Annotated in this window: 16 protein-coding genes; all 16 read right to left on the minus strand. The window is 68.1% G+C overall.

Annotated features, from left to right (window positions below; genetic code table 11):
• Window positions 1-238: 238 nt before the first annotated feature.
• Window positions 239-1,375, minus strand: coding sequence for a glycosyltransferase family 4 protein (locus U0177_RS03165; RefSeq protein WP_409569138.1), 1,137 nt, complete (start codon window positions 1,373-1,375; stop codon window positions 239-241).
• The gene (locus tag U0177_RS03170; protein ID WP_409569139.1) at window positions 1,372-2,643 is read right to left on the minus strand and encodes an ArnT family glycosyltransferase; all 1,272 of its coding nucleotides are present in this window, start codon (window positions 2,641-2,643) and stop codon (window positions 1,372-1,374) included. The genes U0177_RS03165 and U0177_RS03170 overlap by 4 nt, the downstream gene beginning before the upstream one ends.
• A gap of 138 nt (window positions 2,644-2,781) precedes the next feature.
• On the minus strand, window positions 2,782-4,365 hold the full coding sequence (locus U0177_RS03175; RefSeq protein WP_409569140.1) for a hypothetical protein: 1,584 nt from the start codon (window positions 4,363-4,365) through the stop codon (window positions 2,782-2,784).
• Window positions 4,355-6,856: a hypothetical protein gene (locus U0177_RS03180; protein WP_409569141.1), complete on the minus strand. Its 2,502-nt coding sequence runs from the start codon at window positions 6,854-6,856 to the stop codon at window positions 4,355-4,357. Before U0177_RS03180 ends, U0177_RS03175 begins: the two co-directional genes overlap by 11 nt.
• A 2-nt stretch (window positions 6,857-6,858) precedes the next feature.
• Window positions 6,859-8,325, minus strand: coding sequence for a lipopolysaccharide biosynthesis protein (locus U0177_RS03185; protein ID WP_409569142.1), 1,467 nt, complete (start codon window positions 8,323-8,325; stop codon window positions 6,859-6,861).
• Window positions 8,322-9,107 carry a class I SAM-dependent methyltransferase gene (locus U0177_RS03190; RefSeq protein WP_409569143.1) on the minus strand — a complete coding sequence of 262 codons (786 nt, stop codon included), beginning with the start codon at window positions 9,105-9,107 and terminating at the stop codon, window positions 8,322-8,324. Before U0177_RS03190 ends, U0177_RS03185 begins: the two co-directional genes overlap by 4 nt.
• Before the next feature lie 13 nt (window positions 9,108-9,120).
• Window positions 9,121-10,305 (minus strand): glycosyltransferase family 4 protein, encoded by a 1,185-nt coding sequence (locus U0177_RS03195; RefSeq protein WP_409569144.1) that lies wholly within the window; start codon window positions 10,303-10,305, stop codon window positions 9,121-9,123.
• A gap of 45 nt (window positions 10,306-10,350) precedes the next feature.
• Window positions 10,351-11,496, minus strand: coding sequence for a glycosyltransferase family 4 protein (locus tag U0177_RS03200; protein WP_409569145.1), 1,146 nt, complete (start codon window positions 11,494-11,496; stop codon window positions 10,351-10,353).
• A 216-nt stretch (window positions 11,497-11,712) separates the two neighbouring features.
• Window positions 11,713-12,771, minus strand: coding sequence for a hypothetical protein (locus tag U0177_RS03205; RefSeq protein WP_409569146.1), 1,059 nt, complete (start codon window positions 12,769-12,771; stop codon window positions 11,713-11,715).
• 153 nt (window positions 12,772-12,924) lie between these two features.
• Window positions 12,925-14,085, minus strand: a complete 1,161-nt coding sequence (locus U0177_RS03210; RefSeq protein WP_409569147.1) for a glycosyltransferase family 4 protein — start codon at window positions 14,083-14,085, stop codon at window positions 12,925-12,927.
• Between the two features lie 120 nt (window positions 14,086-14,205).
• Window positions 14,206-15,309, minus strand: a complete 1,104-nt coding sequence (locus U0177_RS03215) for a glycosyltransferase (RefSeq protein WP_409569148.1) — start codon at window positions 15,307-15,309, stop codon at window positions 14,206-14,208.
• Window positions 15,310-15,412: 103 nt separating this feature from the next.
• A complete protein-coding gene (locus tag U0177_RS03220) occupies window positions 15,413-16,747 on the minus strand; it encodes a hypothetical protein (protein ID WP_409569149.1) in 1,335 nt (444 codons plus the stop codon).
• Window positions 16,748-16,750: 3 nt separating this feature from the next.
• The gene (locus U0177_RS03225; RefSeq protein WP_409569150.1) at window positions 16,751-17,311 is read right to left on the minus strand and encodes a hypothetical protein; all 561 of its coding nucleotides are present in this window, start codon (window positions 17,309-17,311) and stop codon (window positions 16,751-16,753) included.
• On the minus strand, window positions 17,308-18,492 hold the full coding sequence (locus U0177_RS03230; protein ID WP_409569151.1) for a glycosyltransferase family 4 protein: 1,185 nt from the start codon (window positions 18,490-18,492) through the stop codon (window positions 17,308-17,310). The genes U0177_RS03225 and U0177_RS03230 overlap by 4 nt, the downstream gene beginning before the upstream one ends.
• Window positions 18,489-19,523, minus strand: coding sequence for a glycosyltransferase family 2 protein (locus U0177_RS03235; protein ID WP_409569152.1), 1,035 nt, complete (start codon window positions 19,521-19,523; stop codon window positions 18,489-18,491). Before U0177_RS03235 ends, U0177_RS03230 begins: the two co-directional genes overlap by 4 nt.
• On the minus strand, window positions 19,513-20,592 hold the full coding sequence (locus U0177_RS03240) for a glycosyltransferase (RefSeq protein WP_409569153.1): 1,080 nt from the start codon (window positions 20,590-20,592) through the stop codon (window positions 19,513-19,515). Before U0177_RS03240 ends, U0177_RS03235 begins: the two co-directional genes overlap by 11 nt.
• Window positions 20,593-20,889 lie beyond the last annotated feature (297 nt).

The following is a 20,889-nucleotide window of genomic DNA, read 5'->3' on the forward strand; positions in this document are numbered from 1 at the left end:
CCGGCAGCGCTTCCATCGCTACATAAACGACCCCGGCGCGTGTTTTCGCATATCGCCGGCCTGGCCTAACCCGAGAACCAGCGACCATCGGCGTCGCTTTTTTGGCGCCACGCGCGGCCAGGCTCAGCGCGTGCGTATCAACATGAACGACGCCGCGCGCGCAAAGGTTACGTCGCTGGCCGCTCGCTAGATTACGGTTCCATACCAGCGAGCACGTGGGCATTTCCCGGCCGCCGGGTCACGGCGCTGCCACCACCTGCCGGTACAGCGCCAGCGTCTCGTGGGCGGCGCGGCCCCAGCTGAACTGCGCCGCGCGCGCGACGCCGCGCTGCCGCAGATCGTCGCGCAGCGCCGCGTCGCCCAGCACCCGCAGCATCGCCGCCACCAGCGCGCCGACATCGTATGGGTCGACGGTGAGCGCCGCGTCGGCGACCACCTCAGGCAGCGACGAAACATTCGAGGTGATCGTCGGCGCGCCGCAGGCCATGGCCTCGAGCGGCGGCAGCCCAAAGCCCTCGTACAGCGAGGGGAACACAAACGCCTCGGCCGCGCTATACAGCGCCGGCAGGTCGTCGTGCGGCAGGTAGCCGGTGAAGTGCACATGCGGCTCGATGTTCAGCCGCCGGAAGGTCGCGTCGATCTCGGCCACGCGCCACTGCCGCTGGCCGCCGACAACCAGCGTGACATCGGGGCGCTGCTCGCGCACGCGCGCGTACGCCTCGAACAGCCGGGCGATGTTCTTGCGCGCGTTGATCCCGCCGACGTACAGCAGGAATGGCGGCCGCACGCCGTAGCGCGCCAGGATCGCGTCGCGCTCGCGGCCGGCCGGCACTGGCGCCAGCCGCGCGTGCATGCCATAGGGAATAATCGCCATCCTGGCCTGGGGCACCCGCAGGTAGCGCGCGATATCGTGAAACGACTGCTGGCTGTTGGTGATCACATAGTCGGCGCGGCGCAGCGCGACCGGCAGCATCCAGCGATAGCGCCAGTTGTCGAGCTGGCTCTGCGTCTCGGGGCACACAAAGCTAAACGCGTCGTGGATGGTGGCCACGCGCCGCGCGCCCAGCGGCGGGCCAAGAAACGGCACGATGCTGTTCGGGTCGTGCACAACATCAAGGCGATAGCGCGCCGCCGCCTGGCTGATCGCGGCGTTGCCCAGCGTCATCAGCGCAGGCAGCAGCCGGCAGCCCGGCAGCGCGTGGTGCTCGAACATGTTCCACAGGCCGTGTGGATCTTCCTGCTCGGTGGTGAGCAGCACCAGCTCGGGCGCGCCGGGCAGCGCCGCCAGCGCGCGCGCAAGCTCGATCACATAGCGCCCGATCCCGGTCGGCGCACGGTCGAGGCCGTATGTCAGGTAGCCGATGCGCATGGTCATACCCCCCGCCGCGCGCGCCGCACGGCCGCTTCTGCCCCAAGGCAAGCGAACAGCAGCAGCGACGGCACGGCCGGCAGCGTGTAGCGTGCGTCGCCATAAAACAGCAGCGTGCTCACGATCACGCCAAGCAGCGGGATGTAGAACACAAACAGCGTGCGCCAGCGCTTGAGCGAGAGCACGAGGCCCGCCAGCGACAGCAGCAGAAACAGGCTGTAGCCCAGGTAGATCAGCGCGCTGCCCGGCACGGCGAAATCGTGAGGCGAGCTCGCCACCGACAGCGGCGAAACCAGGCGCTTGAATTTTTGCCCGACCAGCCAGGCAAACTGGGCAGGATGCTCGCGGATCCAGCTGCTGGCCAGCCCGTAGTACGCCGATTGCTCTTGCGCTTCGTCCAGGCCCGCGATCCGCGGCGGGAAATTTTCGTAGTGCCCGCCAAACGCATCCGCGTTATTGGCGCCGTAGAATGTGTAGCCGCCATTTGTCGAAATCAGCACCGGCCGGCCGAGCAGCGCGTAGTTGCGCGCCGTCCAGGGCATCAGCGCCAGCGCCAGCGCCAGCGCGGCCACCGCGCCGAGCGCCAGGCGCCGCGACATCCCGGCGCCGGCCAGGCAGCACACAAACCAGATCGCCACGAATGGCAGCTGGAACAGGATCGTCGGCTTGGCCAGCGCCGCCAGGCCAATCGCCAGGCCAAGCAGCGCGGCCCCGCCGTACGACGGCCGCTGCTGCAGGCGCACGCTGAGCCAGAGCACCAGGCCCATGAGCGCAAAGTACAGGCTTTCGGCGATCAGCCAGGCGCCAAAATAGATCAGAAACGGGTACAGCGCGGTGGCCAGGCTGGCCCAGCGCGCCGTACGCGGCAGCCCAAGGCGCTCGATCGCCAGAAAGGTGCACAGCGGCAGCACCGCGCCAAGCGCCGCCAGCAGCAGCCGCGCGAGCCACAGGTGGTAGCCAAAGGCGCCGTAGATCGCCGCGAGCACGAATGGGAACAGCGGCGGCCAGAATGTGCTGGGGTGGCCGGCAAACTCGCCATACACACCCGTCGCCAGCAGCGTGCGCGCGATCCGGTCGTACGAGGCCGCGTCGCCCAAGAGCGGGCTGCGCGCGAGAAATGGGTCGGCATACGGCGCGGCGAGCGCGTACACACACCTGAGCAGCAGCGCGAGGCCGAAAACAAACGCCGCCCAGCCGCGTGGCGACCAGAGCGCGGCCAGCCGCCGGGCGCCGGGCAATTCACTCGCCGTATCGGCAGGTTTTGAAAGCAGCATATCCGGTCCTTAGGCAGGGTTTAAACACACTCAAATATCACTCTTTCTGGTGGGTGGCGGCCACGAATGTCGCCGCCACCCACCAGAAGGGAAGTGCGAGGGCACAGCCCTTCGCGCACCCCTTTTCTGGCCAGGTTCTTAGCGCTGGTAGGGCGTCTGCGGCCGCTTATGATAGACCTGGCTCGCGCCGCTATCGTAGATCTGCATGCCGTCATAGGGCACCGGCAGGGGAATGCCTAAACGCACGCTGCGCAGCCGAATAATATCGCTGACGAGGTAGGTGCGCAGCTCGTCGTTGGCCAGCTGCGGCACATACTTATTATGGTTCGCATTCCCAAGATCCTGCATCACTGCGGCGGTCGTCAGGCGCTCGTTGTAATCGGCCCAGATCAGCGCATTCTGCATGTGCTGGTCGCTCCACTCGAACGCGATCAGCTCGTCGGAGTGATAGAACGTCCAGGTGTTGCTGAGCAGCGGCTCGTTCGTCGCTTTGAGCACTGAAAGAATGGCCAGGCAGAACATCCCCGCCGCCGCGAGCGATACCAGCGTGCGCGAGCGCTGGCGCCTGAGCCATTCGACAAAGACAATGCTCACCAGCGCGATGGCGACGATTGCGAACGAGGGGAACAGGCGGTGCTGCAAATTGCTGCCGAGCACGCCGCTGGCATCGGCGACGATCGAGATGGCCCCCTGGATGGCAAAAGCGGTGTAGAACAGCCACACCAGCCAGATCGTCTGGTTGGCCGGCCTGGCGCCACGGGCAAACCAGCGCCAGCTCAGGCGCAGCCAGATCACGAACGAGGCCGCCAGCACCGCCCAGTCGGCGAAGCTCAGCAGAAAGTACACCGGCAGGCTGACCCAGCCCGACTCCACCTGCTGGTACGCCAGCGTGCTGCTGCTCTGCATATCCAGAAACAGCACCGCGATCCGATCCCAGATCGTGCGCAGCACGAACAGGCTGCCCTGCGCGGGCGGGTAGATATAGAACGTGAGGATGTAGACCAGCCCCAGGCTGATGATCAGCACATACGCCAGGCGCCGCTGTGTATGGCTATCGTTAAACGCTACGCGCGCGAAGCGGCCCTGCAGCAGCCAGCCCAGCACCAGCGCCAGCGCCACGGCGAAGATAAACGAGTGCGCCAGCAGGTTGTTCGAGGCGATCAGCGCAAAGGCCGCGCAGTAGAACAGCGCCACGTGCGCCGCAAAGTGCCCAGGCCGATCGCGCAGCTTGAAGCTGCGGGCCAGGAAGTACAGGCACACGATCATCAGCAGGCGCGTGAACTTCTCGTGCGAGCTGCGCAGCACCACAAACAGGAATTCCGGCTGGGTGAACAGCAGCAGCGTCGCCAGAGCCGCCGCCGGCGCGCCGCCGGTGAACTCGCGGTACATCATCCAGGCCGGAAGCACCAGCAGCGCCGCGGTGAGCGGGTAGATGATCTGCTGCAGTGTCGCTACCTCGACTCCGGTGCAGGCGACGATAAACGCCGAGATCGCCTGAAAGGTGTAGCCATTCGAGTATACGTCGCCCTGCGCCGGCACCAGGCGGCCCGCCTGCACAAACACGCGCACGATATTCCCCAGCGCGGCCGAGTCGGTCTCCGACCAACGGCCCATGAAGCGCGCCGTGAAATACAGGCCGACCACCAGCATATACAGCAGCGGGCCAAGCCACAGCCAGGGGCTTTGTTCGCGGCGGCCGGGCGGGTGTGTTCTATTCAGCATTGTTCGTTGGCTCCTGTAGCGCCTGGCGCCAGCTATACTGAAACGCCAGCGCGGCGATCGCGGCGAACCCCAGCAGCGTGAGCGCGATCAGCGGCGCGGCGCTGGCGCTCGAGCTACGGCTCACCAGTACCTGCGGCGCCGTGCTGGCGGCCGGCTGCACCTGCACCCCCAGCGCCCCCAGCGGCAGGCTCTGGCCGTCGGCGCGCAGCAAGCGCGGCGCGATCTGCCACTCGCCGGGCAGCGCGGGCATCCAGTTCGCGGTGGCGGTGATCGTCTGGCCCGCCAGCAGCGCGACGGTTTGCGTGGTCACGAGCGTCGCGCTGCCCTGCGGCGGCGTCGCCCACAGCTCCAGCGTCGAGGCCGGCATGTCCTCGCGGCCGTCGTTGCGCAGCGCCACGCGCAGGGCCGCGCTGGCCAGCTGCTGCGGCGCCTGCACTGTGATCTGCGCCGCGAGCGCCGGCGGCGTCAGCGGCTCGATATGAAATGCGCCATCGTAGGCCACGGCATACGCGCCAGGCTGGAGGCCATCGAGCGCGAGCGGCGCGTCGCCGGCGAGCGCGAAGCCGGGCTTCAGCTCGAGCACAAAGCGAAAGCCGCTGCCCACCAGCCGGAAATCGCGCAGGCTCGCGTTCGAGAGATCGCTGGCCGGGCCGCTGAACTGCGCCTGCATCGCCTTGAAGTCGCCCGGCGCGAAGCTGGCCGGGTACGCGGCCAGCTGCTGGCCCAGGCTGGCCCACTCGGCGTGGTTACGCGGCGGCAGCGTGGTGAAGAGCGCGGGCGGAACATCGGCGCGCACGAGGCGGATGCTGTTTGCGTCGGCGTAGATTAGGTAGCCCGCCGCCACGTGCAGGCTTTCCAGCACGCTGCCGCCCGAGCGGTAGAGCCACTCGTTGATATACTCGCCGCCCAGGTTGCTGGTGCGGATCTCGTGATCGCCGTCCACATTCCATAGGCCCTGCTGCGCCTTCAGCATGTGCAGCTTGCGGTCGACCGGGCTGAAGTACAGGTATGGCTGCGCGTGCAGATCCACGGCATACTCGCCACGGTACAGCGGCGGAATTGTTTGCAGCTCGCTGGCATCGGGGCCGTTTCGCAAACCGCTGATATACGCATCGCGCATTTTCAGCGTGTCCCAGGTGTAAATGCCCTCGGTCGATTCGTAGCCGGTTTCGGCCTGCACAAACTGCGCCACATCCCACGGCCGCTCGGTAACCCAGTACGGCACCGCGTCGTGCGTCAGCGACTGGATCTGGTAGCCGTTGTACTCAACCGCAGTATCGACGGCGTGCCTGCCGGTGAGGCTTAGCTTGAAATCCCAGCGGTGATCGTGGTCCATGTCCCAGCTGTACCGAATAAGCGTCGAAGGATCGGCGAGCTTGCCCTGCTGGTAGTTCTCGTCGTGGGCCGGGTACGACTCAAACCGCACCTGCAGATCCTGAAAGCCGTCGTTGGCCTGGGCAAGATCGTAGTAGTCGTAGGGGTTCTCGAAGTCGAGGTAGCTGAGATCGTTCGGCGTCAGCGCGCGGATCGAGTAGATAAAGCGCGAGTTGGCCACGCGCGAGGGCGTAAACTCGCCCAGGTAGCTGATTTTGCTCTGCGCCCAGATCATCTGGATGGGCGCGGGGAAGCTATTGGGCGCGCGAACCAGGCCGTAGGCCCGGTCGCCGGCATACTCGGTGACGAGCATCATGACATTGTCGGCCGAGCCGGTGGGCGGGCCGTAGGCGCTGCCAAGGTAGGGCCAGAAGATCCCAGGCTGCATCGGCACGGCGCGCACGCCGTAGTCTTTCATGATCGCCGTTTTCACCACGCCATAGCCCTCGGCCGAGGGCGCGACGCGCATGTCGAGGTCGGGCTTGCCCTGGTGCTGCGGATCGCGCACGGTGATCAGCTGGTCGGGCGTGCCGTCGTGCCTGGTGATCTTGCGGTAGATATCCAGCGTGGTGATCGGCATGGCGATGACCATGCCGTCGATCGCGATATCGAGGTTGAAGTTATCGACGCCGTCGCGCTGCCACCAGCCATCTTTCGCCGTCACCTCGACCGTCCAGAAGCGGCTTTCGCCGATCACCGGCCGGCCGCCTTCGAAATGGTAGTCGACCGCGGCGTCGCCGTTCTGGTCGTCGTAGAGGTCGGCCACCAGCGCGCCGCCGCTCGGGTGAAAATCGATGAGCAGGTTGGCCCTGCCATTGCCGCCCGCGTCGAACACCCAGAAGTCGTTGGTGAAGTCGGCGGCGCTGCGCCAGCTGCCGGTGTCGCGCATGTCGCCATTGCGATCGTAGGCGTACACGCGGTCGGAGGCGCTGCCGGCGAACGGGCAGGCGATCTCGATATACGCCGGCGTGTCGCCCGCCGCCGGGTGATAGGTGGTCGGCGCGGTATCCGGGCACGCATTCTGCGGCGGCTGGGCGCGCGCCGCCGCGGGGATCAGCAGCAGCGCGACGGTAGCCGCGACGAAGGCACGGTTGAGCGTTTGCCAGAGATAGCGCATAGCTAGTTCCCCCTGAGCCCGAGCGGAGGCTCGGCGAGCGCGTGAGCGCGATAGAACCATCGCCAGATCCAGGCTGTATACAGCAGGGTGATCGCGCTCAGCGCGCCAATCGCGGCCAGCAGATGTTCGGGCGCATCGGGCACGCACAGCCGCGCCGCCCCGCCCAGCACCAGCAGCGCCAGCGCCGAGCGGCCAATGCTGGCGACCAGCCGGCGCAGCGGGTAGCCGGCGGTGCGCAGCTGCCACACCAGCACCGGCACCACCGCCACGGCGTGCGCCGCCGCTGCGAGCCGCAGATCGGCCGAGTAGCGCACCGCCAGGGTGACGCCAACCAGCAGCAGCGCCGTCGATATGCCTACATACAGCAGCGCGGCGCGCAGCCGCCCTTGCGCCGCTAGCGTAGTGGTAACAACCGACTGCAGCGGGTAGGCGAAGGCGACGATCGCCAGGATCGCCAGCAGCTCGGCCGAGGCGAGGTAGCGCGCACCGTACAGGATGTACAGCAGGCTGCGCGGGTACAGCAGCAGGTTGGCGCCGACCAGCAGCCCGGCGCTGGCCGCCACGCTGGCGAAATCTTGAAATAGCGCGCGCGCCTCGCCGCTGTTGCGCTGGGCCGCGGCGTGGCTCAGGCGTGGGAAATACACCGTGCTGCTGGCCATGTTCAGCAGCGCGCCGGGCATAAAAATAATGTTCAGCGGGATGGTGATCAGCGCGGTGTCGGCGAACTTGCCGAGCGCGCCCAGGTACAGGGTGGCGTAGGATGTGAACAGCGTGCCGCAGAGCGCCAGCCCGTACATCGCCCCGGCAAAGCGCAGCGCCGCGCCGAGCGAGATGTTGGCGCGGCCACGCGCCGCGCCGGGCGGCGCCATGCGCAGCAGGCACACTGCGGCGAGCAGCACGGGCGGCAGAAACGACCCGGCAAACAGCAGATACAGCGCCTGAACCGGCAGGCCAAATGCGATGATCGGCGCCAGCCCGGCCGCGTAGATCACCGGCTGCAGCAGCAGCGCCGCGATAACCTCGCGCACGCGGCCCAGCCCCTGCAGCGCGCCAATACCGAAATCGGCCAGCAGCGCCACCGCCGCCGCGCCGCTGGCCAGCAGCAGCGCCTGATCGCCGCGCGCCAGCCCCACGCCGCCGAGGGCCAGCATCACCGCGCCGAGCGTAGCGACGCGCAGCTTCAGCAGCTGGTAGAACAGCGCGGCATACGGCTCGTCGCGGCCGCGCGCCTGCGCCAGCGCAAACGAAACCTGGCTGGTGAGGCCGAGCGAGCCAAGCAGCCGCAGCGAGCCAAACACATTCACGAAATACGAAAGCTGGCCGTAGTCGGCGAGCGCGAATGAGCGCGCCACCACCACGCCGGCAACGATGTTCAGCACGGTGATCGCCAGATTGGCGAGCGTCACGCCGGCTACTTTCGACGATACACTCGAGAGCCTGGCCTTCCCGGCGAGCGTCGCTCTACTCATGGCGCCAGCCCCTGCGGCTCCGGCTCAACGCCGCACACGAAGACATAGTAGTAGTAGCGCTGCTTGCCCGGAAGATGGCTCGACCAGCGATCCAGGCGGCGCATCAGGCCGATCCAGCGCGGGAATTCGGGGATCCAGAGCATGGGCAGCCACTGGTAGCCGTGCTCGGCAACCACGCGCAGCCCCGCCTGGCCAGCCAGCCGCCGCGTTTCGGGCGGCGCATACACGCGCTCGTACGGCTGATCGCTGCGGCGCATGCCCAGCGGCGTTGTAAACCACAAAAACCAGTGCCGCAGCCGCTCGTTGGGGAGGCGCGCCGCCAGGCCACGCAGGTAGTAGAGCGGCCAGTAGGCCATGCGATTACGAATATTGAACAGCAGCAGCCCGCCCGGCTTGAGCGACGCGCGCAGATTGCGCAGGGCGGCGGCTGGATCGGCCACAAAATCGATCACGCCGGTGAGCGTAATTAAGTCGTACTGCTCGGGCAGCGGCCGCTGCTCGATGTCGTGCACCGAGAAGCGCGCGCATGGCAGCTGCTGGCGCGCCAGCTCCACGCATGCAGGCGCGAAGTCGGTGCCGCTCAGGTTGGTATAGCCACGGCCGTGCAGCTGCGCTAGCAGCGCGCCGGTGCCACAGCCAACATCGCAGATCGCCGCGTCGCGCGCGAGGCGCGCCTGCTGAAGCGCGTCGATAATCCAGTCGTAAAACCACGGCTGATTCTGCATCAGCTGGCTGTGGCGATTGTAGTGATCAACGATCAGCTGGCGTTGGTCTGTTGCCATAGCGTGGGTACCTCTATATCGTCATGTGCATGCTCTGGCATACGATCGGCTCGTATACCTCTTGCACAATGCGCTCGACAATCTTCGGCCAGATCAGCCGTTCGCTGGCGTACTCCAGGGTCGCGCGGCGCATGTTTCTCAGCACCTCGCGGTGAGTTGCCACATGCTCAAGGATGCCCGCGAGCTGCTCGACATTGTGGGGCGGGAACAAGAAGCCGGTCGCGCTATCGCGGATGTGATCGTTTGGCCCCTCGGTGGCCGACGCGATCACCGGCGTGCCGCACAGCATGGCCTCCAGCATCACGCGCCCCAGCGGCTCGTTCCAGCTTGGCATCAGCAGCGCGTCGGCCGCCGAATACCACCACTTCAGCTCGTCCTGCAGCACCCAGCCGCGCATCTGAACGATCGGCTCAAGCTCGAGCGCTTGGACGCGCCCACGGATCTCGGCCTCTTGCGGGCCGCCGCCAACCAGCACAATCCGCGGCGCCCAGCCGGGAATCCGGTCGCGTATCTGGCTTACTGCGTCGAGCAGGTCGAGCAGGCCTTTCTCGCGCGAGAAGCGCCCGACATACAGCAGCAGCTGCGCGCTATCGGCGATGTGCAGGCGCGCGCGTGCGCCCGACTGCGGCGAAAAGCGCGCAGGGCTGACGCCATACGGGATCCAGGGGGTGCGCTCGGGGGCGCTGCCGGTGCGCTCCCACCAGTACTTCATCTCCTGGCTGATCGCGATCACGCTGGCGCAGTGGCGTGCCGACGTGCGCGCGGCCCACTTCAGCACCTGCACAAAGTGCCAGTCGTAGCCGTGGCCCTGGCGTATGCGCTGGTAAATATTTCCCGGCACCGTCAGCACCAGCGGCGCCTTGAGGCCAAGAGTGGCAAATACCGCAGTGGAAACATACTCGGGCGCGTGGATAATATCCGGGTTGATCTGCCGCAGGTATACGGCGGCGCGGCCAAGGATCATCAGGTGGCCGACAATATTGCGGTACCCGATCGGCGGCGTAGGGAAGTTATGTACGATCACGCGCGGGTCGGGGTAGTGCTGGGTATGGTACGAAGCAACGATGTGCACCTCGTGGCCCTGATTGATCAGCTCGCTTGCCATATCCCATACCACATCCGACAGCCCGGTGAGGCCGGGGTGCTTGGGATCGACAACATAATCGACAAATGCGATGCGTAAGACTTGATGCGTCATGGTGTGCCTTATCATATGGGCGGGCAGCCACATGCGAAAGCCCGATCAGGGCGAGATCTTCAGATACACATCTTCATACACATGCTGCGCGATCGTGCGCCAGTGCAGGCTGTGCACGTATGCCTGCGCCTGAGCGGCCACCTGGCGGGCGCAATCGGTCTGGGTCAGTATCTCGACGATGATGCGCGCAAGCGCGTGGAAATCGCGCGGCGGCACGAGCCAGCCCGTCCTGTTCGGCTGGATATGGTCGACAATGCCGCCAATCGCCGACCCGACAAACGGCGTGCCGCAGGCCATGGCCTGGAGCATCACGCGCGGCGTGCCGCCGCTGGTGCCTGGGAAGGCCATGACATCGGCGGCCGAGTAGTAGCGCGCCAGGTCGCGCAGCGGCACCCAGCCATACCACGTCACGCGCTCGGCGATCTGCAGGTCGCCGGCCAGCTGGCGCAGCCGTGGCTCGGCCGCGCCGCTGCCGATCACGTGCAGCCGGACATTGGGAAATGCCTGCGCCACCGCCGGCAGCGCGCGCAGCAGGTAGTCGGCGCCGGTTTCGACCGACAGCCGCGCGACAAACAAGATATGCTGCTGGCCGGCCTCCCAGCGCAGCTGCGCGCGCGCCTCGGGCAGCGGGGCAAAGCCATCGAGATCGACGCCGAGCGCGATGCGCGCGATGCGCGCCTCGTCGGCGCCGCTGCGCTGCCACCAGTCGGCCATCTCGGCGCTGGTGGCGATCACCCTGGCGCAGCGCTTGCCCGATGTCGCGGCGGCCCACTTGTACACCTGGGTCGTGACGATATCGTACGGGTTGCCATTGGCGATGCGCTCGAAGATATTGCCCGGCTCGGTGAGCACCACCGGGGCGTCGGGGTAGAGCCGGCACAGCAGCGCGGTAGACAGGTACTCGGGCGCGTGGACGACATCGAAAGGCCCGAACTGGCGCAGGACGTCGATCGCGCGCTTGACGATCAGGATATGGCCGACAATATTGCGGTAGTTGATGATCGGCAGCTCGAAGGTGTGCACGTGTACATTCGGCGCCGGGTAGTCGGCGCGCTGGTATGGCGCAATCACGTGCACCTCGTTGCCCATCTCGGCGAGCGGGCCGGCCAGGCACCACACCACTTCGCTGAGGCCAGTTGTGCCAATCGGCGCGTTGCGATCGAATATGAAGTCGATGAAGGCAATTTTCATAGTATGTCTGTTCGATCTACAAAACTTCCACTGTTATTAGGAGTTACGCACTTGCGTGCTTCGGCTTCCTACAGGTACGAGATTGAGCCTGCGGCAGCATGACGTGTTCATCTTCTGTGTGCGGTTTTCCGCGCGGAGCGCGAAAACCGCACGCTACGGAAGCATAGAACCGCTCTGCCGAAGGCGGAAGGCGCCAACTTGCGTAAGTTCTAGTCATTACCAGAACAACGTAAGCATGCTGAGGATTTCGTGCTTATACGTGACAAAGAAGGTCGATATTGAAAGAATGTAATACATGCCGTAGGCGATCATTCCAGCCAACAGTGCCTGAAACAGCCACCTGCCGGCGCGGTTGGCCGGCCCGGCAAAGGCCAGCAGCGCCGGGGCCACTGCCATATACTGGCGGGCCATGTCGAAATCGGATTGATACTGCCGCTCGTCGAGGAACAGCAGCGGGACGACGACAATCAGCGAGTACACCAGCAGCCGCCGGTCGATCGAGCGCAGCCGCCAGAGCGCCCACGCCAGCAGGGCGAGAATTCCAAGGTTGATCGCGCTATCGAGCCGCACGATCGCCGGCGACGCCGCGCTGGCGATCAGCCAAACCAGGGTGATCGGCGCGGGCACGATCGTCGAGCGGCTTTCGAGCAGGTACCACTGCCACTGTCCCCACGCCTGGCCGTACACCGCCACCACGCCCAGCACGGGCAATCCGCACAGAGCCAGGTAGGTGGCGGCGCGGCGCCAGCCCCAGCGGCCGTACGCGAGCACCGCCAGCGCCAGCACGGCCGTAGCCGCAACTTCCTTAAACAGCAGCGCGAGGGCGCTGTAGAGCACCAGCCGGCCGAAGCGGCCTTCCAACAGCGCATACAGCGCCGCCAGCGTCAGCGCCACGCTCACCGGGTCGGGCAGGGCCAGGTGCGCCGCGGCGAACAGGTACGGCGAGCAGGCAAACAGCAGCGCCGGGCGCAGCGGCTGCTGGGTGTAGCGCGCGAGAATGCGGTACACGAACAGGTTCGCCATCGCCGCTGCGGCAATGCCAATCAGCGCGAAGCCGATGTGCGCGTCCCACGGCCAGGCGGCGCGCGCCGCCAGCGCGAACAGCACGCGCTTGTAGCGCATCAGCGAGTAGGCCGGCTGCGCGGGAACCGGGTCGTAGGCCAGCGCATAGTACGATCGCCCGTCGTGCGCGCTCAGCTCCGAGAAGTACGGGAGCGGCATGAACAGCGGCAGCGCCAGGTGCAGCAGTGCGTGGCCCAGCAGCGTCGCACACACGGCGCGCCCTCGGCCGTATGCAGCCAGGCCCACAGCTGCTGCAAGAGCCTGGTATTGAGCCGGGCGGCATGCTTCGAGAATAATTGCGGGTACATAGCTCTACGCCCTTGTTGCCAGTACGATGGCCGCCTGCCGTACAGTTGGAAATAGGAGTTACGCAAAGGCAGGAGATTGAGCCTGCGGCAGCATGGTACTTATTGATCTTCTGTGTGCGGTTTTTCCGCGCGGAGCGCGAAAAAGCCGCACACGATACAGAGCATAGTACCGATGAAGCCTAAAGCATCGTGTAGCTCGCCAGCGTCTTCTCGATCTCTGCTGCGGGCATGAAATCGCGGAGCGCGCCGCAGCGCGCTGGCGCAGCTGCTCGCGCCGCGCGCCCGGGCCAAGCAGCTCGCCGATGGCCTCGGCCAGCGCGTGCACATCGCGCGGCTCGTACAGCCGCCCGGCGTCGCCCAGCAGCTCGGGCAGCGAGCTGGCATTCGCGGCCACCACCGGCGTGCCGCAGGCCATGGCCTCGATCACCGGGAACCCGAAGCCCTCGTACAGCGACGGCATCACGCACAGATCGGCCAGCCCGTACAGCAGCGGCAGATCGCGCTCGGGCACATCGTCGAGCCAGTGGATCGCCCCGGCCAGGCCAAGCTCGGCGGCCAGCGCACGCAGCCTGGCGCGCTCGGCATCGAAATGCGCCCGGCCGACTTTGATCAGCTCGACATCGGGCTGCGTCTGCCGCAGCTCGGCCAGCGCGCGCAGCAGCGTCGCCAGGTTCTTACGCGGGTCGTCCGAGCCGACGTAGATCAGGTAGCGGCGGCCGGCGGGCAGGCTGTAGCGCTCGCGAAGCGCAGCCGGCACATCGAGCGGCCGGAAGCGCGAGTGGTCGACGCTTTCGTGCACGACGTCGATCTGATCGGCGCGAATGTGCAGCAGCGCAACCACCGAGCGCTTGCTATAGTGCGAAACCGCGATCAGCCGGTCGGCGCGCTTCAGCCCGGCCATGGCCATGCGGTCGAACAGCCGGTCGGCCGCGCCGCGATACACGCTCAGCTGCCGGTCGGCGCGCAGCATATACGGGATGATGTCGTGCACGGTGACGACGACTTTGCCGGCCGGGCGGCGAAACAGCAGCAGCGAGGCCAGGTTCTGGCTGGTAAGGTGGTAGACATCGGCGCGCGGGTAGCGCGCCCACCAGGTAGGTGCCGAAGAATGCGCGGGCGTCGAGGCCCAGCCGCCCCAACAGCCGATAGCCGATGCCCGGCAGCGGCGGCAGCACCGGCGCGACGCGCTGCGCGTCGGCGCCGGAGGCGCGCAGGCCATCGTGCAGCATCCGCGCGTAGCGCCCGACGCCGGTGTGCATGCCGCCCGGCTTGGCAATCAGCGCCACGGTGCCGTGCCACTCCGCCACCCACGCCGGCGCGGCCGGTTGCCGCCGGGGCGCTACCATCGCTCGCGCCTCCGCGGGTCGAGCAGGTCGATGATCGGCGAGGCCCAGATCGCGAAATCGACGAGCGTGAGCGGCAGCAGCAGGGCCGGCAGGCGCTTCGGCAAACGCAGGGCATACAGGCGCTCGGTGAAGGCGGCATAGCGCAGCTTCGCGCCGGCCGCGTACGCGACAATCAAAGCCCACAGCGCCAGCACGGCAGGCCCGAGCCGCAGTGCGAAAGCGGGCATGGCCAGCATTGCCAGGCCGGTTCCGATCGTCCTCCAGGTCGCGCGCGCATCCTCCGCCGCGCCGTAGCGCCGGCTATACAGCAGCAGATTGCGCAGCCAGCGCGACTGGCGCCGCTGGTACTCGCCGTACGTTGGCGGGTACTCCGCTTCGACCACGCTCGCCGGCACGTTACGGATCTTGGTGTGCGAGGCGAGCAGCCGGCGAGCCAGCTGGTAATCGGTGCCGGTGCGCGCCTCGAAATCGAGCCCGCCGCTCCGGTCGATCGCCTCGCGCGTGGCGGCGGCATTGCGGCCAAGCAGCCCGGCGGTGTACGGCACGTTGCGCAGCCCGGCCACCACGTCGGAGGCCCACAGGTAGGCCGGCAAGATCTGGTCGGCCTGCTGCGCCAGCGGCCGCGAGCCGCCCGTCGCGGCGTGCTCGCCCTCGTTGACAATCGGGCCGAGCAGCCGCGCCAGGGCGTCGTCGTCGAAGCGGCAGTCGGCGTCGGTCAGGTAGATCACGTCGCCGTGGGCGTGCTCGTAGCAGCGCGCCAGCGCCTTTTGCTTGCCCTCGCCGGCATGCTGCTCGATCACAATCACGCGCTCGCCGGCGTACAGCCGGGCCTTGGCCAGCGTGCCATCGTAGCCGCCGGCGCACAGCACCAGCTCGATATTCGGGTAGCGCAGCGCCAGAAATGATTGGATGTGCGCGTCGATATGCTCAACCTCGTTCCAGGCCGCCACCAGCGCGCTCACCTGCGGCGGGTTGTCGAGCGCGGGTGCGGGCGTCTGCGCGGCGCGAAGCCGTTCGGCCAGCGCTTTATCGCGCTGCCACCGCTGCCAATTGTAGGCCGCAACAGACGCCAGGCCTATGAGAAACAGCTTACCCACATTACGGTTCGCTGTCTGCTGAGCTTGTCGGATACCTTGAAGCCGGAAATGTCGATTGTTCATAGCAACATCCGCATACGGGCGCGAAAGCGCGTTTTATTTTTCAGGCCAGCCAGAACACCGGGTCGTTGATTTCGGCCCACGCGGCGCCCTTGCGCCAGCGGTAGCACACCGCGCCGCGCCGCGCGAACGTCAGCTCGGCCGGGGTCTCGGCCATAACGAACGACCGTCCGCCAAAGGAGCACTCGGCCTCGAACGGCTCGCTGCGCGCGGCCGGCAGGGCCGGGCCAGCGTGCGCGGCCATGTAGCGAAACGCCTTGTCGCACCAGCCGGCGACATGCAGCAGGTCGCGCGCGTCGGGCAGCTTGGCCGGCCGGCCAAACGCCTGGGCCGCGAAGCCGCGCGCCGTCTGAATACCGCCGCTCGCGTCCTGGGCGGCCAGCAGGTGCTGCTGGGCCGCGCGCAGGTCGGCGGCGAAGCCGTGCGGCCGCAGCAGGTCGGCGGCGCGCAGCACGTCGCCGAGTGGCGCCAGCCAGGCCGGGCCGCGGCTGGCTTTGGCGTTGGCGTAGATTGCCGTCGGCAGCGTACCGTCGGCGTCCATCCAGCTCACCACAAAGCGCATTGCCCCCAGCGCGCCGTCGAGCAGGCGCTCGTCGTTTGTCCAGCCGAAGCCGCGCAGCAGCGCCGGCACGCAGCGCGCGATGTAGATCGGGAAATACTTCTCGACGACGCGCGGGCCAAAGCTGTTCTGAGCGATCGCGCCGTACAGCCGGCCGGGCGTGCGCACCTGGTGCTCGAGGATGCGCCGCAGATTGGGCAGCGCGTAGCGATCGACCCAGCTGCTGTCGCCGGTGAGCTCGGCCAGCAGAAACAGCGCCTCGCAGGCGGTGGCGGCCTTGTTCGGCACAAACGACGCCACCGCCGGGCTGTCGCGAAACGATTTGGCGTTTGCGTCCCACAGCTGGTCGATATAGAAGCCGTGCCGGTTGCGCACCGCGCCGGCGGCGTAGTGCTCGGCGCCGGCGCGCCTGGCCTGGCGCAGCGCCAGCGCCAGCAGCAGCAGCGCCACGTCGGCGGCGGCCTCGTGTGGTGTTCCGGCCGAGCTGGGGTTTTCTTCAAAGCCCGAGGCGGCGTAGTGGTAGCCCACTTGGCCAGCCAGCAGGTCGTCGCCGGCGCGCTGGGCCTTGCTCTGCCAGAGCTCGTCGCCGCTGCGGCGCCACAGCAGCAGGTAGCCCGCGACGATCCCCTCGTAGCGCCAGTCGCGGCCGGGGCCGGTGTAGCTCAGGCTCTGGCGCCACCAGTGCGCCACCGGGCCGCCGTAGCCGCCCGCGCCGCGGATAGTTTCGAGCCAGGCGTCGAGGCGGGCCAGCGCGTGGTCAAACGGCTTCGGCGCGGGCGCGCGGGCGGGCATTTCGGTTGCTGCGGGCTGAAGTTCCATGGGCTAGCCGTTCTTATCTGCAATCAGCAGCGCGACCGCCGCGAGGCCGGCGGAGCGGCCCTCGGCGCGGTAGCGCAGCCGCGCGGCAAAATACAGCCGGTCGGCAAGGTCGGGTTGGCCTGCGCGGCGGCTCAGCGCCTGCAGCACGATCGACGCAAGGCTGTGGACGCCGTGGCGCGCACGCAGCGTAAACCCGGCCGGCGCCAGCGCGTCGATCAGCTGGCCGGCCCCGGCGCCGCGCAAACCCAGCGGCGCCCCGCCCCAGCCGCGCCGCTCGGGCAGCAGCCGGGCCAGCGGCAGCGACATGACTATCGCCAGTGGCGCGCCAGGCGCCAGCGCGCGCGCGAAGGCCGCCAGGTCTTCGTGCCAGCCGCGCGCGTCGGGCTCGATCCACAGCCCGCCCGGGCCTGCCTCGCCGCGCGCAACGCGCTGCTCCACCGCGTCGCGCAGCTCGTCGGCGCGGCAGATCGCCAGCGGCGCGGCGCCAACCGTCGCCAGCGCGGCATCGAGCGCGTAGCGGTAGTCGAGCGGCGGGAGCGTGCTCGCGGGCTGCGTGCCGATCATTCGTCGCCTCGCGCATAGACGCCGGCCGGAGCGGGGCGGCGCGCCAGCACGGCGACATACTCGTCTTCCAGCCGCGCGCCGATCGTATTCCAGTCGTAGTATGTCACGGCCTTGATGCGCCCGGCCTGGCCCATGGCCTGGCGCCGGCGCTCGTCGCCGAGGATGCGTGCCAGCGCGCGGCTCAGCGCGGCGGCGTCGCCCGGCGGCGCCAGCAGGCCATCGCGGCCGTGCGATACCACCGTGCGCACGCCCGGCAGGTCGCTAGCGATCACCGGCGTTGCGCAGGCCATCGACTCGAGCAGCACCAGCCCGAACGCCTCGCCCATGGTCGTCGAGGGCAGCACGGTGACATCGGCCAGCCGGTAGTAGCCCGGCAGCTCGTCGTCGGCCACGCGCCCGGCGAACAGCACGCGCGTGTCGAGGCGCAGGCGGCCAGCCAGCGCGCCATACTCGGCGCGCATATCGCCATCGCCGACGATCACGCCCTTGATATGGCGCGGCAGCCCGGCAAGCGCCTGCAGAAACACCGGCACGCCCTTGAAGTAGTGCGCGTGATCGAGCCCGGCCACCAGCAGCGCCACGCGATCGCCCGACTGCGGCGCGATGCCGGCGCGCTGCACAGCCGAGGCCACGCCGGGGGTGAAGAAATCGATATCGACGCCGTTCGGCAGCTCGCCGACGCGCTGATCGCGGCCGCGCAGCAGCCCACGGGCATAGCTGGCGCGCGCGTAGTCGCGCGAGGTGAACAGCACGCGCGCCGCCGAGCGCAGCGCTACGCGGCCGGAGGTATGGCGCAGGGCGCGCTCGGCCAGCCCGATCGCGCCGCGCAGCAGCACGTCCTGGTGGTAGGTGATCACCAGCGGCGTGCGGCCGAGCGCCGCCGCCAGCGCGCTGATCTCGCCGCCAAAAAACGGGTAGTGCAGGTGCACGATATCGAAGCCGCGCAGCGCGCCGAGCAGCCCCGGCAGCACTGGCGCATTGCCCACCCGCAGCAGCGGGCGCAGCCGGCGCACGACCACGCCATCGCGCTCTTCGCGGGCCGGCGCGCCTCCGGCAGCCGTAAACACGTGAACCTCGTGGCCGCGCCGCGCCAGCGCCAGCGCGTTGTGCAGGCACACGTTGCCGGTGCCGCCGCGGTAGGGCGGGAAAGTCGCGCTGACGTGGGCAATGCGCATGCTCATGCCCGCCCTCCGCCGATCGGCGCGCGCAGCGCCCAGAACACCGGGTGAAAGACCGCCGCCGCGCACGCGGCCAGCGTGCGGCTGGCCAGCTGGCCAAATTCAAGCCGCCACGTCAGGCGCGCCAGCACGGCGCGGTCCGATCTGCGGCGCAGCGCCCTGCCGGCCTGGCGCGCCGCGCGGATGTACCCGCGCTCGGCCCACAGCGCGCGGTACACGCGCAGCTTGACGCCCCAGAAGCGCGGGCCTTTCAGCAGCAGAAAGCCCCATGTCACCGCCTCGCCCAGCAGCAGCCCCGGCAGCAGCCGCGCGTAGGTGGCGCGCCGCAGGTTCTTCAGCAGCATCAGGTGGCGGTTGCGGTCGAGGTAGAAGGCTTTGTCGGGGCTGTAGCCGGGCCGGTAGTCGTGCTCGACCAGCGCGCCGGGGGCGTAGACGCAGCGAAAGCCGGCCAGCCGCGCCCGCAGCGAGAGGTCGGTATCTTCGACATACATAAAGAAGTGGTCGTCGAAGCCGCCCAGCGCCTCGAACAGCGCGCGGCGGATCGCGCAGGCCGCGCCCGACACCGCGTCGACATCGGCCGGCGCGGCGTACTGGCTGGCCGGCCGGCCGGCGCCACGGCAGTATGTCAGCCCGGTGTAGTGCATGGTATTGCCGCAGGCATTGACGATTGCCGGCCGGCGCAGATGCACCACGCAGCCGGTGCTGAGCCCGACGTCGGCGTGGCGCGCCAGCGGCGCGATCAGCGCGTCGATCGCGCCGGGCCGCACCAGCGTGTCGGGGTTTAGCAGCACCAGGTACTCGCCGCTCGCCAGCTGCGCGCCCAGGTTGTTGCCGCCGGCGAAGCCCAGGTTCGCGGCCGCCAGCAGCCGCGCCTGGGGAAAGCGCGCGCGCACCAGTTCGGCGGTGCCGTCGGCCGAGCCGCAGTCGACGACGATCAGCTCGTCGTGCGCGCCCATGTCGGCGCTGATTGCGCGCAGGCAGGCTTCGATGTAGCCGGCGCTGTTGTGTGTGACGACGACGATGCTAGCTCGCATGCTCGCGCTCTTTCAGCAACTGGCCGCCGGCCGCCCCGGCGTCGTCGTAGGGCTCCTCGAGCGCGCGGTAGTCGACCTTGCGCTGGTATGGGTCGGCCAGGCGCTCGATCAGGCGCTGGCGCAGATCGACGATCATGCCGCGCACCGAGTGCAGGATGATCGCCGAGAACAGCAGCAGCAGGCCGACGAGGCTGAGCGCCACGGTGATCAGCGCGTAGCCCTGGGCGAGCTGGTGGCTGGTGGCGTAGATCCGGATCACATACAGCCCGAGCAGCACTCCGGCCAGCAGCGTGGCGAAGCCAGGCGCGCCGAAAAACAGCAGCGGCCGCGTCTGGCCTACCAGGCGCATCACCGCGTTCACCACCTGCATGCCGTGGCTCACCGGGTTGCGCTTGGCCGGCTCGGCGTACACAACCTTGATCGGCACCTCGACGATCCGCAGCCGGTGCTCGTTGGCCAGGAACTGCATCTCGGACTCGAGCGAGAACCCGCCGTGGCCGAAGGTCAGCGCCGCCAGCGCCGCCGCCGAGAAAGCGCGGTAGCCGCTCTGCGAGTCGCTGATCGGCACGCCCGAGGCCAGGTTGGTCAGCAGCGTCAGGCTGTGCTGCCCCACCTGGCGGTACGCCGGGATGTCGCTCTTGACATCGAGGAAGCGCGAGCCGACGACGATATCGGCGTGGCCGGCCAGCACTGGCTCGAGCACGGCCGGGATATCGTCGGCGCAGTGCTGGCCGTCGCCGTCGAGCATCACCACGGCGGCCGGGCCGAGCTGGCGCAGGTAGTTGAAGCCGGTGTTCACCGCCGCGGCCTTGCCGCTGTTGGCCTGGTGGCGCAGCACCATCGCACCGGCGCGCCGCGCTATCTGGGCAGTCTGGTCGGCCGAGCCGTCGTCGACAACCACGACCTGATCGACGAACTGCTGGACATTCAGCACCAGGCTGCCAATGAATCGTTCTTCATTGTAGGCCGGAATGAGCGCGATGATCGAGCTAGCCTGTGGGGCGATATCCCAGCGTTCGATCTGGCGCATGGCGCCAGAGTCGAGCCGTGCCTCGCTTCGCTGTGTCATACTGGTGATCCCTCGGTTGCGATGATGGCGTGAACGCTCGTGCTCTATCCCTGGCGATCCGCGATGACGCTCCCACACCGCCGCACACTTCATTAGATCGCGATCCCAGGCGCGCGAAAGGCGCTTTTGGCATATGGCTGCCATGCGCTCGCGCGGTGCCAGCGCTTCCCACCTAGCCATCGTTGGCTAAGACAATGCATTCGTTTAGGTTAACGTTGCGGGCGAGGGCCTGGAAACGGGCGCCGCTGTAATTGCGCCTGTGCCTGCGGTTAGCCGCGCGGCCGGCGGCGGCTCCTT

The sequence above is a fragment of the Kouleothrix sp. genome, assembly GCF_046328425.1.
GTDB lineage: Bacteria > Chloroflexota > Chloroflexia > Chloroflexales > Roseiflexaceae > Kouleothrix.